Raw genomic sequence first — 16,575 nt, 5'->3', positions numbered from 1 at the left:
GATGAGCGAAGAACTAATACAGCTTGAACACGTTTCCTACAGCTATGGCGATGTGCCGGCTCTGTGCGATGTTTCCTTTTCGATTCAAAAGGGCGAATGTATCGGCATCGCCGGTGACAATGGCAGTGGAAAAACAACGTTATTGAAACTGCTGAACAGTCTGCTATTCCCTCAGCAGGGCAGCTGGTATTTTCAGGGCAAAGAAATCAATGCCGCCGCAATGAAAAATCCACAGACATCAAAAACGCTTCATTCGGCCATCGGCTATGTCTTCCAGAATCCGGAGGTGCAGCTGTTCTGTGCCAGCGTCAGGGAGGAAATATCCTTTGGACCGCGTCAGCTGGGACTTTCTGCGATGGAAGTGAATCAGCGCACGGACGATGTCATGGCGATGCTGGATCTTCAGGATCTTGCAGAACGGGCACCCTATCATCTCAGCGGCGGAGAACAGAAGAAGACTGCACTTGCCAGTATTCTGGCAATGAATCCAATCGTTCTGATTCTGGATGAGCCGCTGAACGGACTGGACCGAAGGTCGCGGCAATGGATGCTGTCATTTTTAAAGCAATGGAAACAGGCCGGCAGAACGCTGCTGTTATCAAGCCACGATGAGACGCTCTTGCACAGTATTCCGGACCGGATTTTGGAACTGAATGAGAAACATACCATCATTTATGATGGCCTTAAGGAGAACTGGAATGGATCAGAAGGAACTGCGTCAGCTGCTGCAGCAGTATAAACAGGGGCAGCTGAAGGAAGAGGACGTTCTGCTGAAGCTCAAGGAAGCGCCCTATAAAGATCTTGGCTTTGCCAGGCTGGATACGCATCGCGCACTTCGTCAGGGGCTGGCAGAAGTAATCTATGGCGCCGGTAAAACGGCACTGCAGATTGAAGCGATTGCGCTTGCCGCATGGAACAGCGGCCAGAAGACAATTCTTGTAACCCGCATGAACAAAGAAAAGGAACAGGAGATCGAATCCCATCAGCCCCCATTTGCGATTCATTACAACGAAACGGCACAGGCCGCTGTTTTCGGGGAAGTCCCTGTACCGGATGGTCTGGGGACGATTGTCGTTGCGACGGGAGGAACCAGCGATCAGAATGTGGCCGAAGAGGCCGTACTAACAGCACAGGCCTTTGGCAATGAAACAATCCGGCTGTACGACGTCGGTGTTGCCGGTCTGCATCGTCTGTTAAGCAGCCTCGATGTACTGATGTCCGCCAATGTGGTCATTGCGATTGCCGGCATGGAAGGAGCCTTGGCAAGTGTGGTCGGAGGTCTGGTGGACTGCCCGGTCATTGCGGTTCCGACCAGCGTTGGTTATGGCGCTTCCTTTCATGGCGTTTCGGCGCTGCTATCCATGTTGAATTCATGCGCCAGCGGCGTCAGTGTCGTGAATATTGACAATGGGTTCGGCGCTGCTTATCAGGCAAGCATGATCAATCATCCCAAATATGACAGGGAGAACAGAAAATGAAGATACTGTATCTGGAATGCAATATGGGCGCTGCCGGCGATATGCTTGCAGGTGCGCTGCTGGACCTTTTGGACGAAACAAAGCAGAACGAAGTGATCGACAAGCTCAATCACCTCGGCCTGGAAGGTGTGCATGTAACACTGGAAAACAGCACCAAATGCGGAATAGCCGGAAAGCATTTCCGCGTCATCGTCAACAAGGAAGAGGAAAAGAGCCTCGATGAATCATGTGATCATTCTGAGCATCCGCTGGAAGCGGAACATCATCACCATCATCACGCTTCCATGGCATCCATTCAGCAAACCATCGAATCCTTCCCGCTTCCACAGGAAGTTACAGACAAAATTCTGAATGTTTATCGAGAGATCGCTGAAGCGGAAAGCCATGCCCATCAGATGCCGGTCAGTGAGGTTCACTTTCATGAAGTTGGCATGAAAGATGCGATCATGGATATCACTGCGGTCTGTGTTCTGATGGATACGATTGGTGCGCAGCAGGTTGTCGTTTCACCGGTCAATACGGGATATGGTGAGGTTCGCTGTATGCATGGCCTCGTTCCGGTACCAGCGCCGGCAACGGAATATCTGCTGCGTGGAATTCCTTCCTATGCCAAGGAGCGTTTCCGTGGCGAACTGTGTACGCCAACCGGAGCCGCACTTCTTAAAACGTTTGGCACCAGTTTTGGGGTGCGGCCAGTCATGACGGTGGAACGTACTGGCTATGGTATGGGCGAAAAAGACTTTGAAGCGTCCAATTGTGTTCGGGCCTTCGTGGGTGAAACCGTAGAAAAAGACATACCGGAAGAGATTGAGCGACTGGAAACGAATCTGGATGATATGACTGGAGAGGAAATCGGCTTTGCGGTTGAACGGCTGTTTGAAGCCGGTGCGAAGGATGTCTTTACATCTTCGATTCAGATGAAGAAGAACCGGCCGGCAGTGTTGTTAACAGTGCTGTGTGCACCGCAGGATCAAGAAGCCATGCTGAGGTGTTTGTTCCGCTATACGACAACGCTTGGTGTGCGCTATCAGAGGATGAACCGGGCGGTATTGAAACGTGAAATGGAAACAGTTGCGGTGGGGGATGGAACGGTGCGTGTAAAAAAGTCGACCGGCTATGGTACAGACCGTATCAAGGCTGAATATGATGACCTCGCCGCCATCGCCAAAAAGACCGGTCAGACGCTTTGGGAAGTCAAGAAAGAGATGGATCGTAAGTGAAAACCTTAGAAGAAAAAAGAGAAGATCTGCATCGTATTCTGCGGGAAGCGGGCAGTGCGGCGATTGCCTTTTCCGGCGGCGTAGATTCGACGTATCTGCTGAAGGAGGCACATGCGGTCCTTGGGGATCAGGTGATTGCCTATACTGCCGGATCGGTGTTTTTCCCTTCGTGGGAAAACAGTGAGGCGGCTGCTTTCTGCAAAGAGGAAGGGATTGTTCAGAAGAAACTGACATTTGATGTTCTTGGTCAGCCCGGGGTTGCGCAGAATCCTTCGAACCGCTGTTATCTTTGCAAGCATGCGCTGTTTACGGAATTAAAAAAGCAGGCGGAAGCGGATGGGCTTGCCTGCGTTATGGAAGGCACGAACCTGGATGATCTGGGCGACTATCGGCCAGGACTTGTCGCATTGAAGGAGCTTGGCATTCGCAGTCCGCTAAAAGAAGCAGGGATGACGAAGCAGGATATCCGTGATCTTTCGAAGCAGCTGAATCTTCCTACCTGGGATAAGCCTTCTTTTGCCTGCCTGGCTTCGCGTATTTCGTATGACGAAGAAATCACGGAAGAGAAGCTGAAACGGGTTGAGGCGGCGGAAACATTTATGCTGAATCATGGCTTCCGTCAGGTGCGGGTGCGTGTTCATGGTTCACTTGCCCGTATCGAAGTGCTTCCTAAGGATCTGTCACGTTTTGAAGATGAAACGCTGCGCCGGCAGGTTGTTGAGACGCTGAAGGCGGCGGGCTTTGTTTATGTGACGCTGGATCTGGAAGGCTTTCATTCCGGCAGTATGAACCGGATGCTGGAACAGAAGCAGTAAATATCAGACACCGTAAAGCTCGATAAATTTTTCAAAACGCGGCAGGGTAATTGTTAATTCGCCCCGGTGGCTGCCATCGGCGATGCCCTGTCGTATCAGCCGCATTCGATACACATTCAACATCTGGGGAGAAATACCAAGGCTTTCCCGGATGTCTTTGATTGCTGTCTTTCCTGAGGCGATGACGCGGATAACGGTACGGTCCATTTCTGAAAGCTCTGACCAGATTTTTTCATAGGCATATTCAGCGAGATATTGATCGTATTCGTCCAGAAGCTTCTGGTAGTTTTCTTTTTGCTGATAACAGAGGTATCCAAGGATCTGAAAAGCAAACGGGTATCCTTTTGTTTCTTTGGCCATGGCGACGGCTTCTTCGATGGGGATCTGAAGAACGGAAGAGTATCTGTTTGCGATTGCCCCCAGGCTGAGAGGTTCCAGAAGTATTTTCGGGGCCCGATAGAGAAAGGTAAGTGTCTTTTTGTTCTGAAGATTCATGATGTTCTCATACAGGCCGGCCATTACAAGATAGACGGGCATATTTTCGCGGACCAGAATTTGAAAGATTGAGCAGAAGTTTTGGACGAACGGGTTGCTTATGATTTCATCGATGAGAAAAATAATTTTTTTCCCTTTCTTTTTCAGCTCCAGGATCATTTGTTTCAACAGTACTCCGTTGTCTGTTAGTGCTTCATTGGATCGGTTGGAAATGCTGACGCCTGCAACCGTAACGCCAAAATTCAGATGAATGCGCCGCAATTCCGGCTGGCTTTGCAATTCGGCAACGGATGCGGACAGAATGTCCATATCAGAGGCAAGGTTCAGGACGATCCAGTTCCTGTCTGCCGCGTAATGCTGCGAAAGCTCGGAAAGAAGAACTGTTTTCCCGGAGCCGCGGATCCCGGCAACCATGAATGTCTGTGCCGATGGATTCTGCATTGCAAATGTATGAATGATGGTATTTTCCTGCTCAGTACGATCAATGTACTCCTGTGGTTTCTTTCCGAATCCAAGAACAAAAGGATTTTCTATTGCTTTGGTCATGGCATAATTATATTTAATTTTATTTAAAATATCAATTCTTATTTAATGTTATTTAAATCTATTTAAATTGATTATCCGACTATTTTCAGGAAAATTCTAAATATGAATGCTGATCAGGGCTGGTGTGGATCATCCTGAAAGTTCAGAGTAATCTTCTTACCGTTTTCACCAAGCTCGGTGTTTGGAAAGACTGCTCTGGCGGTATCGATTCCTTCTTCCGGATGAGTTTCTGCCGGACTGAAGTGGGTGAGCCAGAGTTTTTTCACTTCGGCTTCTTTTGCCAGCTGCGCTGCCTGCGTGAAAACCATATGCTTTTTCACTTCGGCAGCTTCTGCACGGGCGGGATCCGCATACATTCCTTCGCATATGAAAAGATCCGAATCCTTTGCGGCTGGCACAATGGAGTCACAGACCGTTGTATCGGTGCAGTAGGTGACTTTGATTCCCTTTCTTGGCTTTCCCATTACCTGATCCGGGGTGAAGGCGGCGGTGTCTGTGGTTACGGTGTTTCCCTTTTGAAGCAGATTCCACAGTTTTTTGGGAATGTTCAGGGCAGCGGCTTTGACGGGATCAAAGCGGCCGGCACGATCCAGCACCAGAGAATAACCGTAACAGGTAACGCTGTGGTGGACTTCGAAGGCATGAATGTGCAGCGGCGAATCTTTTTCAAAGTCGAACGACGCATGGGCACCGCTCAATTCAATGCCGTTGAGCTGAAACGGAAAGCCGGCAGTAACGCAGAGGCTGCTTACAACCTGCTGCAGACCTTTGGGGCCGGCAATGGTAACGGGTGCGGTGCGTCCGGACATGCCCATGGACATCAAAAGGCCGGGCAGACCAAGAATGTGGTCCCCGTGAAAGTGCGTGAGCAGAATCAGATCAATGCTGTGGGGGGAGATGCCGGCCGAGGCCATGGCAATCTGCGTGCCTTCGCCGCAGTCAATTAAAATACCGTGACCGTTGTATTGAATATACAGGGATGTCAGCCAGCGGCCGGGTATGGGGCGGGTTCCGCCGCAGCCAAGCAGACATAAATCAAGCATGAAATTCCTCTTTCTTTCCCAAGTATACCGCAAGAAAAAAGGCGCGAATGGTTCAGCGCCTCTCGATCAATGTTCGAATATCCTTTTCATACTGCGGCCCAAGCTTCTGCATCAGATATTCCATGATGCGTTCCTCGCTTTTTTCCGGTTTGCGTTTATAGGCGCTGCGGACGAAGCTGCGGGGGAATACCTGTTCCATCAGGGCGTAGAGGGCGATGCCCCAGCCATAGGGGACGCCGGCCTTTGTTGTTTCATAGGTAAAACCGGCGGTAGTGACGTAGGCAAGCATCTGAAGCTTCGTGATGTGTTTGTCGAACCTGGCGCCGCCCTGTTTCGAGTTGAGACCGGTCAGGGCCCTCAGTTCCTTCGACTTGATCGCATTGGTTCTGGTTAGCGTGCTGATCAGAATGTTTTCCTGGGTGTCGGCGATGCCTTCGTCGACGCGGCTGTCATAGTCGTAGCCGTCGCGGCGGTAGTTGGCAAAGTCGGGGATCCATTCCTTTGAGATGAAGCCGGCACGGTTGTTGAAGAATTTGCCATAGGCAATGGTCGCATCGGCCGTCACTGGTCCCTTCCATTCCCATGGTCCGTCCCTGTCGGCCGCAAACCACAGTTCAGGCGGCGTATGATCTTCGATCGACCAGCCGCTAATGGCATTGGCGAAAAAAGGGAGGAAGCCGTAATCGTGGATGATCTCTTCCATGTCCGAGGCGGAATGGATCATCTTCATAGTGCGGCATCCAGTACCTTTTTGACGTTCTCCTTGATTGTCTTATAGGAGTCTGAAGGCGTGCATTCGTAGATCTTTTTGTCGTCGACGAAAAAAGTCGGGACGTGGTAGTAGTCATACTGGTCCGCAATTTCCGGGTGCACCGTTTCATCGATGCGCTGAATCAGCAGCTTCGAATAAGGTGGATACTCTGTCTTGAGTTCGGTGATCGCTTTGCGGGCAGACAGGCAGTAGGGGCAGTCTTCGATATAGAACAGAACTATTTTTTTCATGTCTTCAGAATAGCGCATTCTTGCGGACTCTTGGATGAAAGAAAAACGAAATCAGGCGGAATGTACTTCGTTGACGCGCATGATGGCACGGATCGCTTCGTAGAGGTCGGGCTTCAGTTCGTCGACGGGCTTGGGCTTCTGATACAGGATGGCGCTGTAGCAGGTTCCGTTGACCAGTTCAATGATCATATAGATGAGCAGGAAGGGGTCCTTGTATTTAACGGGGGAGCGGTTGAATGCATCCTGAAAGATGCGGTTGAAGTCGACGGAGGCTGTGTCGGCAGTCGTGCTCATGAAGGTCTGGAAGACGCCCCAGGAAAGGTTCTTTGAGATGAAGCGGGTCGTGAGGCGGTCGTTCTTCAGCTGGTCGATGATGTTATCGGCAATGAAGAGAACCTGATCTTCAAGTGTGTCGAGACTGGTCTGGTCCAGGGCTGTCTTGGCTTTGGCGAAGACTTCAGACGAGATGCGCACGACGAGGCGGTCATGGATATCCCCTTTGTCTTTGAAGTAGGAATAAAAGGTGCCTTTTCCGACGCCTGCCTTTTCGGCTATTTCGGCGATGGAGGTGTTGGCTATTCCCTTTGTTGTGAACAGATCGAAGGCGCCGTGCATGAGGGCGTCTTTTTTCTGCCGCTTGTTTTCTTCTGCTTTGCCCATAAACAACACTTTGTCCCTTTTGTATACTGTAGCCCACTGTAAGCGCTTTTTGTCTAGAAAAAATAATTGACCATCAGTCGAAAAACATATAAATATATACACGTATGAAAAATGACTAGTGGTCAATTTTCATTGGAGGGAGTTTGATGTCGAAAAAATTTGGCAAATGGGTAGTGAAGCTGCACATACCCATCCTGATAGCGTCTCTGCTGCTGTTGATACCGGCAACGATCGGCTATGCGCATACGAAGGTCAACTACGATATGCTCACGTATCTGCCGAAGGATATTGAGACGATGCAGGGGCAGGATATTCTGAAAGATGAGTTTGGGACGGGTGCCTTCTCCATGTATATCGTGCAGGGGATGGACGCGAAGGATGTCGTTAAGCTGAAAGATAAGATTGCGGACGTGGATCATGTGAAGTCGGTGATCTGGTGGGATGATGTTGCCAGCATTGATGTGCCGGTGGAGCTGCTGCCGGATCAGGTGTACAAGGCATTCAACAGCGGCGACAGTACGGTGCTGCTGATTCTGTTTGATGAAGGAACCTCTGAAGATGGTACGGTGGCGGCCGTACGCAGGATCCGGGCCATAGGTAGTGAACAGTGCTATCTTTCGGGAATGAGTGCGGTGCTTGTAGATACAGAGGATCTTTCGAACCGTGAGGCGCCGATCTATGTTGCGATGGCTGTGCTGCTGTCGGCGATTGCGCTGAGTCTCTGTATGGATTCGTGGCTGGTGCCGTTCATCTTTCTGGCTTCGATCGGTATTCCGATTATGTACAACCTGGGTACCAACCTGTTTCTGGGCAAGATTTCGTACATTACGAAGGCGCTGGCGGCGGTGCTGCAGCTGGGCGTGACGATGGATTACAGCATCTTCCTGTGGCACAGCTATGAGGATCATCTGACTCTGAAGGAAGAGCGTAATGAGGCGATGGCCAATGCAATCAGTGAGACGCTGTCATCGATCATCGGATCTTCGATAACGACGATTGCGGGCTTCATTGCGTTGTGTTTCATGAGCTTTACGCTCGGCATGGATCTGGGCCTGGTCATGAGTAAAGGTGTTCTGTTCGGTGTCCTTGCCTGTGTGACGGTTCTTCCTTCGATGATTCTTGTGTTTGATAAGCCTTTGCGGAAGACGCATCATAAGGCGATTCTTCCGGACTTCAACGGAATCGGTCATCATGTGACGAAGAATGCGTACAAGTATCTGGTGGTGGCTGTGTGCCTTCTGATTCCGGGTCTTTATGGATATACGCATATTCCGCAGTACTACGATCTTGGGGCGACGCTGCCGAAGGATCTGCCGGGTGTTGTGGCTAATACGAAGCTGAAGGATGAGTTCGATATGAATTCGACGCACATCCTGATGGTGAACGCTGATCTTTCCGAGGCGAAGGTTCAGGAAATGGCGCGTGAGATGAAGGATGTGGACGGTGTGAAGTGGGTCCTTGGTCTGGATACGATCAAGGGCGGCATGGTTCCGGATGATCTTCTTCCTACGAAACTGACGAAGAATCTGAAGAATGATAATTGGCAGCTGATTCTGATTGGTTCGAAGTATGCGGTTGCCAGTGATGAGGTGAATGCGCAGGTCGATTCGCTGAAGTCGATTGCGAAGAAATATGATTCCGGGTCGCTGCTGATCGGTGAGGCGCCGGCAACGAAGGATCTGATCGATGTGACATCGCATGACTTCAATGCCGTGTCCATGTGGTCGATCGGCATCATCTTTGTGATCATTGCACTGGTGTTCAAGAGTGCGTCGCTGCCGTTCATTCTGATCCTGGTCATCTACCTGGGCATTACAGTGAACATGGCGATTCCGTTCTATATGAACCGGGCGGTGCCGTTTATTGCTGGCATCGTCATCGGTACGATTCAGCTGGGATCGACGGTTGACTACGCGATTCTGGAGACGACGCGGTATCTGCGCAACCGGGGCGCCGGCATGGATAAGAAGGCGGCGGTTGAAGATGCAGTACAGCGGAGTGCGAAGTCGATTGTTGTTTCGGCAATCAGCTTCTTTGCGGCAACGTTCGGTGTCGGTATGTATTCGGACATTGATGTGATCAGTTCGCTGTGTGTACTGATGGCGCGGGGCGCTGTCATATCGATGGGATGTGTCATCTTTGTTCTGCCGAGCATGTTGATGATGCTGGACAAGCTGATCATGAAGACGACAAAGTCCACGAAGAAAGTTGAGACAGAGGCATAAGCCTCAGAGAAATAAGAGGTGAATGGATATGAAGAAAGAAAGACATGTGGTCAAGAAGCTGCTGGCCTTCAGCATGGCGGCAATTCTGCCGGTCGCATCTGGCATGACGGTGCGTGCGGAAGAGAGTGATGATTCTTCGTCGGATGCGGGCAAGGAGGAGACAGTCTATGTCTTTACCGATGCCAGCGGTAATCCTGAGAAGACGCTTGTGAGCAACTGGCTGAAGAACCCGGACGGTTCTCAGACGCTGACAGATACGTCGGATCTCAGTGATATTACGAATGTTGAGGGCGATGAGACCTATACGCAGTCCGGCAATAAGCTGACGTGGCAGGCAGATGGCGACGATATCTACTATCAGGGTACGACGTCGAAGCAGGCGCCGGTGAGCGTGAAGCTGAGCTATCAGCTGGACGGCAAGGATATATCGGCCGATGATCTGGCAGGCAAGAGCGGCCATGTGACGATCCGCTTTGACTACGAGAACAATGCGACAAAGAACGTGACCATCAACGGTAAGAATGAGGAGATCAAGGTTCCGTTTGCGATGGTTTCGGGTGTTGTTCTGCCGGTTGATAATTTCAAGAACATTACGGTTACCAATGGCCGTGTGCTGTCGGAAGGCAAGTCGAATATCGTTGTTGGTATGGCTTTCCCCGGTCTGAAGGAGAGTCTGAATATGGACTCCGCTTCCTTTAAGGACAATGTTGGTGACTACAATATTCCGGAGTATGTGGAGATTGAGGCGGATGCGACAGACTTTTCGCTTGGCATGACGTTGACGGTTGCCAGCACGGATGTGATTTCGCAGCTCAAGGATGCGAAGGATGGCAAGATTGATACTTCCAGCATCACGGACAGCATCAATGAGCTGACCGATGCGTCGCAGCAGCTCGTGGACGGCGCGCAGCAGCTGAAGGATGGTACGGCGAAGCTGCGGACCGGAACCAATGATCTGGCAAGCGGCGGCGGCAAGCTGAAGGATGGTGCTGGTGAGCTGGCAGGCGGCCTGAATACGTTTGATGCAAGTCTTCGCAGCAATCTGCAGTCGACGAAAGCTTCGTTTGCAAAGGATTCGGCGAAGGCGGAAGCGGACAAGGATGCGATTGTGAAGATGCTGAATTCGATGGGCATTCTGAATGCGGATGGAAGAGTGAATCAACAGACGATGGCGCAGCTGAAGATGCTGGCAAATATGGCGGATAAACTGATGAATTCGGGTCTTCTGCAGGTAGCGGGTATCATGGATGCCAATGGAAACCTGACGGCGGATGCGGATCAGCGTACGACACAGTTAATTACTCTGCTGCAGACGTTGAACGGCTCGGGTGCGCTGCAGGCGGCTGGCCTTTTGAATGCGGATGGTACGGTAAAGGACAATGCGGCACAGATCGTGAGCGGTTATGCGGCTGCGACGCAGAAGCTGATGCAGGATGCGGGTCTTCTGGATGAAAATGGAAAGCTTGTTAAGGATGCGGCGGCGAGAATTCAGAAGATGGATGCGATGATCACGGCCATGAAGGATCAGAAGGTTCTGGTGAACGATCAGGATGGTGCGCTGACATTAAATCCGACGTATGCGCAGCTGCTGCAGAAGAAGCAGTTGATTTCGCTGGCACAGGATCCTAATCTGATGAATATGCTTCAGATGGCAGAGGCTGTCGGCCTGATCACAGCAAAGAAAGATGATGCGGGAAATGATGCGCTGGCCATTAACAAGGACGGGCTTGCAAAACTTGAGAAGGAAGCTGAGCTTGCTTCGCAGTTGGAGGCACAGGGTGTTCTGACTTCGGATGGTCAGTTGTCGGAATCTTTGCAGAGTATGCTAAATTCCGGAATTATTGTCAATGGTGATCTTGAAGATTCGGCAAAGCAGCTGATGAACAAGGCCGGGATCATGAAGGGTGGCACCTATAACAGCGAGAATGCGCAGGCGATGCTGAAGATGCTTGATACTCTTGAAAAGGTAGGGTTTATCAAGAACGGTGAGCTGAGTAACTGGGCTAAGTGGATCCTGAAACATCACCGCGGCCTGAGCTTAAACAGCTTCGCAGTCATGGAAGAGGTTCCGGAAGAAAGCGCCACGGTCGAATCTGCACCGGAAGAACCAACGGTACAGGATAACAACGAAGCAGCGGAAGGGGAAGAAACTGCTGCGGCAGAAGATTCTGCTGCGACAGAAGATTCTGCTGCGCCAGCACAGGATGCACAGAACGATAACGCTGCCTCCGAAACAAAGCAGGATGCGCAGGTGACAAGCGATGCAGCTGCAGCAGATACGACACAGGCATCGGAAAATACGGATGCTTCCGCAGAGGTTGAGGAGCTGAAGAAGCAGCTTGCGGATACACAGAGTCAGCTTGAGGAAGCCAATAAGAAGAATACGGAACTTCAGACGCAGCTGGATGATGCCAATGCGAAGAACGCAGATGTGCAGAAACAGCTGGACGATGCCAATGCAAAGAATGCTGATGTTCAGAAACAGCTGGCTGATGCGAATGCGAAGAATGCGGATCTGCAGACACAGCTGGATAGTGCAAACAGTGCGAAGGACGATGCTTATAATCAGGGCTATGCGGCCGCTCAGGCTGATGCGGCGGCAGCAGCAGCGTCCCAGGCTCCGGCAGCGGGTTCTGTTGAAACAACGGATACAGCATTTATTGGCAGTGCAAGTGATTATGTAGTTTCGACGGCTTCAGTTTCCTTCTCGCTGGATCAGGTGAATCAGCTGACGGATTTGATTAAGCAGTTCCTTGCGGATTATGGTCAGGCGGCTGGTGAAGCTGGTGCTGTCAAGGCTCTGGAAAGCATTTTGAACAATGCGGATTATCAGAAGATGATTGCTGGCGGTACGACGCTTTCCAATGGTACCAATGAGCTCTATGACGGTATTCTGAAGCTGCGTGATGGTGCTGGTGAGCTGGATAATGGTGCGCAGGATCTTCTCGATGGTATGCAGAAGTTTGACAGCGAAGGCATTCAGAAGCTGGCGGATGTATTTGGAAACGATCTGCCCAGTGTCATTGATCGTCTCGATGCCATCGTGGATGCAGGCGCAGACTATACAAGCTTTACGGGAAGCGGAAACTCGAATGACAGTGTGAAGTTTGTGATTAAGACATCCGAGGTTGGAAGCGATTCAGCCAACTAAATTCATTCCCTCTATATCGGTTAAGGGCCATGCATAAGGCATGGCCTTTGCCGTTTTCAGACAGTGTGTTGTCCTGTTACGGAAATGAAATAAAACTCATAAAAAATGTTAGAGTTTGCGATGATTGGATGCATGCTGGTCATGAAGACGGGAAATGGTAAGGCACAATAGAAAAGGAGGCTTTCGCCTCCGTTTTTCTTAGCGTCTCTTCTTGTTACGCATGCGGGCATTCTTGCGAGCCTCTTCGGACTTGAGTCTCTTTTTAACACCCGGCTTTACATAGAACTCTCTCTTCTTGCACTCAGCGAGTGTACCGTCTCTGGAGACAGCACGCTTGAACCGGCGCAGTGCATCGTCGAGAGATTCGTTTTCACGAACAACGATCTTTGCCATGTTTCCTCCGTACGCCACAAATTATAGCGGATAAATGGCCCTCTGTTCATGGAAATTTTCATTTTTGGCGCGTTTGGAGCGGAAAAGGAACATCCTGTCGTCTGTGATAGAATAGAGCGGCAGCTTCACAGGAGGTATGGACATGAATGAAGAGATTATTCAGGCGCTGGCCAAAGATCTGAAGATTTCCCCGGATCAGGTCAGGTCTGTATTAAGCATGCTGGAGGAGGGCAATACTGTGCCGTTTATCGCCCGCTACCGCAAGGAACAGACAAAGAATCTGGATGAGGAACAGATCCTCGCCATCCAGAAGCAGTATCAATATGAAGTGAATCTGGCAGATCGTAAGGCGGCTGTCCTGGATCTGATCGCCCAGCAGGGAAAGCTGACCGATGAGATCAAGAATGCCATCAGCGCCTGCACGAAGCTTTCTCAGGTTGAAGATCTTTACAAGCCTTATAAGCAGAAGAAAAAGACACGGGCCGCCGTCGCGATCAAGAATGGCTTACAGCCGCTGGCTGACTGGATGCTGGCGCTTCCCGCGGAAGGTGATGTTCTTGTAGAAGCTGCGAAGTACGTTGGTGAAAATGTGCCGGACGCAGCCGCTGCGTTGCAGGGAGCTCAGGATATTATCGCTGAGAATGTGAGTGACAATGCGAAGCTGCGCTGGGCGTTCAAGGATGCGATTGTGAAGAACGGCGTCATCGTGACGAAGCTGAAGAAGGATGCGGTCGACGAGAAGAAGATCTATGAGATGTACTATGACCGCAGTGAGCGTGTTTCGCAGATTGCGGATCATCGTGTGATGGCGATTGACCGTGCCGAAAAAGAGAAGGTTATTACAGTTTCCTTTACCTATGATCTGGAAGGCATGGAAAAGGAAGCGATCCGTACCTATACAAAGGAAGGCACTTCTGTATGCCAGAAGGAATTGGAGACAGCAATCAAGGATGGTATGGAGCGTCTATTGATGCCTTCGATTGAAAATGAGGTTCGCTCCGATCTTTCGGAGCGCGCTCATAACAAGTCGATCGAGATCTTTGCCAAGAATCTGGAACAGCTGCTTTCGCAGCCGGCACTGAAGGGCCGGGTCGTTCTTGGCTTTGATCCGGGTTACTACAACGGGTGCAAGCTTGCAGTCATCGATGCGACCGGAAAGCTTCTGCAGGCGGATAAGATCTATCCGTTCAAAAATTCGAGCAAGGTTGATGCATCTGCCATCGAGGCGTCCAAGCGCAAGGTACTGACCCTCATCAATAAGTGGCATGTACAGACCATCGCCATCGGCAACGGGACGGCGAGCCGCGAAAGCGAGCGCTTCTGTGCAGAGCTGATTCAGGAAAATCATCTGAATACAACGTATGCGATTGTCTCGGAGGCAGGCGCTTCCGTATGGTCGGCACAGGAGGAGGCACGGGAAGAGTTCCCGGATCTTGCGATTGAGGAGCGCAGTGCCGTTTCCATTGCACGTCGTCTTCTGGACCCGCTTCCGGAGCTGATCAAGATCGATCCGAAGTCGATCGGCGTCGGCCAGTATCAGCACGATCTGCCGCAGAAGGCGCTGAGTGAGCGTCTGGATGAGGCGGTCATGAAGGTTGTCAACCGGGTCGGTGCAGATCTGAATACGGCTTCGGTGGATCTTTTGTCGCATATTTCCGGCCTGAATACCGGTATTGCCAAGGAAATTGTCAACTACCGCAACAGCAACGGCCGCTTCACGAACCGTAAGCAGCTTCTGGATGTGAAGAAGCTCGGGCCGAAGGCATTTACGCAGTGCGCCGGTTTCCTGCGCATCATTGACGGCGATGAGCCTCTGGACGAGACGTCGATTCATCCGGAGTCCTATAAGGCTGCACGAGAAGTGATGCAGGCATGCAACATTACAAAGCTCGGAGAGGCGGATGCCCTCTTCCCGGACGACAAGGTAAAGGATCTCGGCATCGATCCCTATACGCTGAAGGATATTGAGGATGCGATCCGTCAGCCGCTGCGCGACTATCGTGATCAGTTCAAGGCTCCGATTCTGAAGTCCAATGTTCTGGAGCTTTCGGATCTGCATGTTGGCGATGAACTGGATGGTACGGTACGCAACGTTACGGCCTTCGGAGCCTTCGTCGATATTGGTCTGCATGAGGATGGCCTGGTTCATGTGTCGCATATGTCCATGAACCGTATCTCGGATCCGAGTGAAGTTGTCAGCGTCGGTGATATTGTGCATGTCTATGTGCTGGAAATCGATGAGGCGAAGCAGCGGATTGCCCTGTCGCTCCTGCCGAAGGACAAGCTTGATGCCCGTGACGCCGCCTGGGCGAAGCAGCGCGAAAACTACCGTAAAAACGGTAAGAACAACCGCGGCAATAACCGGAATAACCGCAAGCCACAGAAGAAACAGGTGACGATGGAGGATGCGACCGCCGCATTGCTCGCCCGCTTTGGCTCGAAGCATTCCTGATATCACAAACAACAGAATAAAAAGGGAGCTGCTCAGGATAGTGCCCGGGCAGCTCTTTTCAGTGAATAGTGGGATTGAGTTATCGTTTCGTTCACAATTCCTTCGGCCGCATAGATGCTTACCAACTGCTGACCGATCTTTGGGAAGCTTCGTTCCAGAGCTACTGCTCTGCCTTTGCCGGTTAAGGATGGCAGCGTACCATTTAGCATCTGACGAATGGTGCTTTCGAAGCTGTCGAGATCATTGGCTTTATAAACCGATTCGTGATCCTTGAGCCAGCCATCATAGACTGCGATATCCCTTACAACGGTTGGGGTACCGGCAGCTAACGCCTCCAGCACAACGATGCCTTCCGTTTCCTCTTTGCTAAGGAAGGCGAATACATCTGCTCCACAATACGCATCCAGAAGCTGATTCTGATTCACATAGCCGGCAAAGATCAGATTGGCAGGTACCGAATGGATCGCATGCCTCACTTTCTTTGGAAGAAGCCATGGCTTCGTATATCCAAACCAGAAGAACGTGACATCCGGCATTCGCCTGGCGAGGTCTATATAGTCAAGGATCCCTTTGCGCTCAATCATATGGCCGACGGAGATAACTACCGGCGCCTCTGCCCCAAGATGATATGCCTGGCGAAATGCGGTGCGCCGCTGCTTTTGGAAGCGGAAGTAATCCGCAGCAACACCATTGGAGATACTGTAGACAGGCTTATGAAGACCATAGCTTAATAGCAGCTGCTTTGAATACTCCGTAGGCGTCAGAATGACATCACCCTGTCCATAACACAGCAGCAGCCACCGGCGGAAGAAGGGTGCCAGAACATTGGAGCAGGCAAAAGAGTTACGAAAATCCTCCATCGTTGAATGGGCATAATACACGATTTTTATGCCATGGCGCTTGGCCCATAACGCCTTTAACAGTGAGTCGGGGAAGACAGTATTGATATGAATAACCTGCGTATCCGCTGAAAACTGAGTTGTAACAGGGATATGGGCCGCTTCCAGCGCCTGTTTCTGATGCACAATCGCCTGACCGACACCGCTTTTTTGAACAATACGAAAACCACCCTGATAAAGAAAGACCGACATAGTG

The 16,575-nt window shown here is 51.0% G+C and carries 14 protein-coding genes; 7 read left to right on the top strand and 7 right to left on the bottom strand.

Annotated features, from left to right (window positions below; all coding sequences use genetic code 11):
* Position 1 precedes the first annotated feature (1 nt).
* From C1714_RS02175 to larE, 4 genes are read left to right on the top strand one after another with little or no spacing between them, the layout of a single operon-like run.
* Complete coding sequence (locus tag C1714_RS02175; RefSeq protein WP_102341651.1) at positions 2-739, top strand: energy-coupling factor ABC transporter ATP-binding protein; 738 nt, start codon at positions 2-4, stop codon at positions 737-739.
* On the top strand, positions 699-1,478 hold the full coding sequence (gene larB / locus C1714_RS02170; RefSeq protein WP_102341650.1) for a nickel pincer cofactor biosynthesis protein LarB: 780 nt from the start codon (positions 699-701) through the stop codon (positions 1,476-1,478). The genes C1714_RS02175 and larB overlap by 41 nt, the downstream gene beginning before the upstream one ends.
* Positions 1,475-2,698 carry a nickel pincer cofactor biosynthesis protein LarC gene (gene larC, locus C1714_RS02165; protein ID WP_102341649.1) on the top strand — a complete coding sequence of 408 codons (1,224 nt, stop codon included), beginning with the start codon at positions 1,475-1,477 and terminating at the stop codon, positions 2,696-2,698. The genes larB and larC overlap by 4 nt, the downstream gene beginning before the upstream one ends.
* Positions 2,695-3,513, top strand: coding sequence for an ATP-dependent sacrificial sulfur transferase LarE (gene larE, locus C1714_RS02160; protein ID WP_210115235.1), 819 nt, complete (start codon positions 2,695-2,697; stop codon positions 3,511-3,513). Before larC ends, larE begins: the two co-directional genes overlap by 4 nt.
* A 3-nt stretch (positions 3,514-3,516) precedes the next feature.
* On the opposite strand, the gene C1714_RS02155 is transcribed toward larE, so the two are convergent.
* From C1714_RS02155 to C1714_RS02135, 5 genes are all read right to left on the bottom strand, one after another.
* On the bottom strand, positions 3,517-4,554 hold the full coding sequence (locus C1714_RS02155) for an ATP-binding protein (protein ID WP_210115234.1): 1,038 nt from the start codon (positions 4,552-4,554) through the stop codon (positions 3,517-3,519).
* 113 nt (positions 4,555-4,667) lie between these two features.
* Complete coding sequence (locus C1714_RS02150) at positions 4,668-5,597, bottom strand: ribonuclease Z (protein WP_102341648.1); 930 nt, start codon at positions 5,595-5,597, stop codon at positions 4,668-4,670.
* Between the two features lie 52 nt (positions 5,598-5,649).
* Positions 5,650-6,327 carry an AlkZ-related protein gene (locus C1714_RS02145; RefSeq protein WP_102341647.1) on the bottom strand — a complete coding sequence of 226 codons (678 nt, stop codon included), beginning with the start codon at positions 6,325-6,327 and terminating at the stop codon, positions 5,650-5,652.
* Positions 6,324-6,599 (bottom strand): glutaredoxin family protein, encoded by a 276-nt coding sequence (locus tag C1714_RS02140; RefSeq protein ID WP_102343123.1) that lies wholly within the window; start codon positions 6,597-6,599, stop codon positions 6,324-6,326. Before C1714_RS02140 ends, C1714_RS02145 begins: the two co-directional genes overlap by 4 nt.
* 51 nt (positions 6,600-6,650) lie before the next feature.
* Entirely contained in the window at positions 6,651-7,259 is a 609-nt protein-coding gene (locus C1714_RS02135) for a TetR/AcrR family transcriptional regulator (protein WP_102341646.1), read from the bottom strand.
* Positions 7,260-7,405: 146 nt separating this feature from the next.
* On the opposite strand from C1714_RS02135, the gene C1714_RS02130 reads away from it, so the two are divergent.
* Positions 7,406-9,484, top strand: a complete 2,079-nt coding sequence (locus tag C1714_RS02130) for an efflux RND transporter permease subunit (RefSeq protein WP_102341645.1) — start codon at positions 7,406-7,408, stop codon at positions 9,482-9,484.
* A gap of 28 nt (positions 9,485-9,512) precedes the next feature.
* Positions 9,513-12,635 (top strand): hypothetical protein, encoded by a 3,123-nt coding sequence (locus C1714_RS02125; RefSeq protein WP_167849898.1) that lies wholly within the window; start codon positions 9,513-9,515, stop codon positions 12,633-12,635.
* 198 nt (positions 12,636-12,833) lie between these two features.
* Here the strand turns inward: C1714_RS02125 and rpsU are convergent, their stop codons facing one another.
* The gene (rpsU, locus tag C1714_RS02120) at positions 12,834-13,028 is read right to left on the bottom strand and encodes a 30S ribosomal protein S21 (protein WP_102341643.1); all 195 of its coding nucleotides are present in this window, start codon (positions 13,026-13,028) and stop codon (positions 12,834-12,836) included.
* A gap of 142 nt (positions 13,029-13,170) precedes the next feature.
* Between rpsU and C1714_RS02115 the strand changes: the two genes are divergently transcribed.
* A complete protein-coding gene (locus C1714_RS02115) occupies positions 13,171-15,480 on the top strand; it encodes a Tex family protein (protein ID WP_102341642.1) in 2,310 nt (769 codons plus the stop codon).
* Between the two features lie 32 nt (positions 15,481-15,512).
* On the opposite strand, the gene C1714_RS02110 is transcribed toward C1714_RS02115, so the two are convergent.
* Complete coding sequence (locus C1714_RS02110; protein WP_102341641.1) at positions 15,513-16,571, bottom strand: glycosyltransferase; 1,059 nt, start codon at positions 16,569-16,571, stop codon at positions 15,513-15,515.
* Positions 16,572-16,575: the final 4 nt, after the last annotated feature.

Source organism: Galactobacillus timonensis (assembly GCF_900240265.1).
Classification (GTDB): Bacteria; Bacillota_I; Bacilli_A; order Erysipelotrichales; family Erysipelotrichaceae; genus Bulleidia; species Bulleidia timonensis.
Note: the sequence above shows the minus strand (reverse complement) of the source record. Positions and strands in the feature narration are given on the sequence as shown.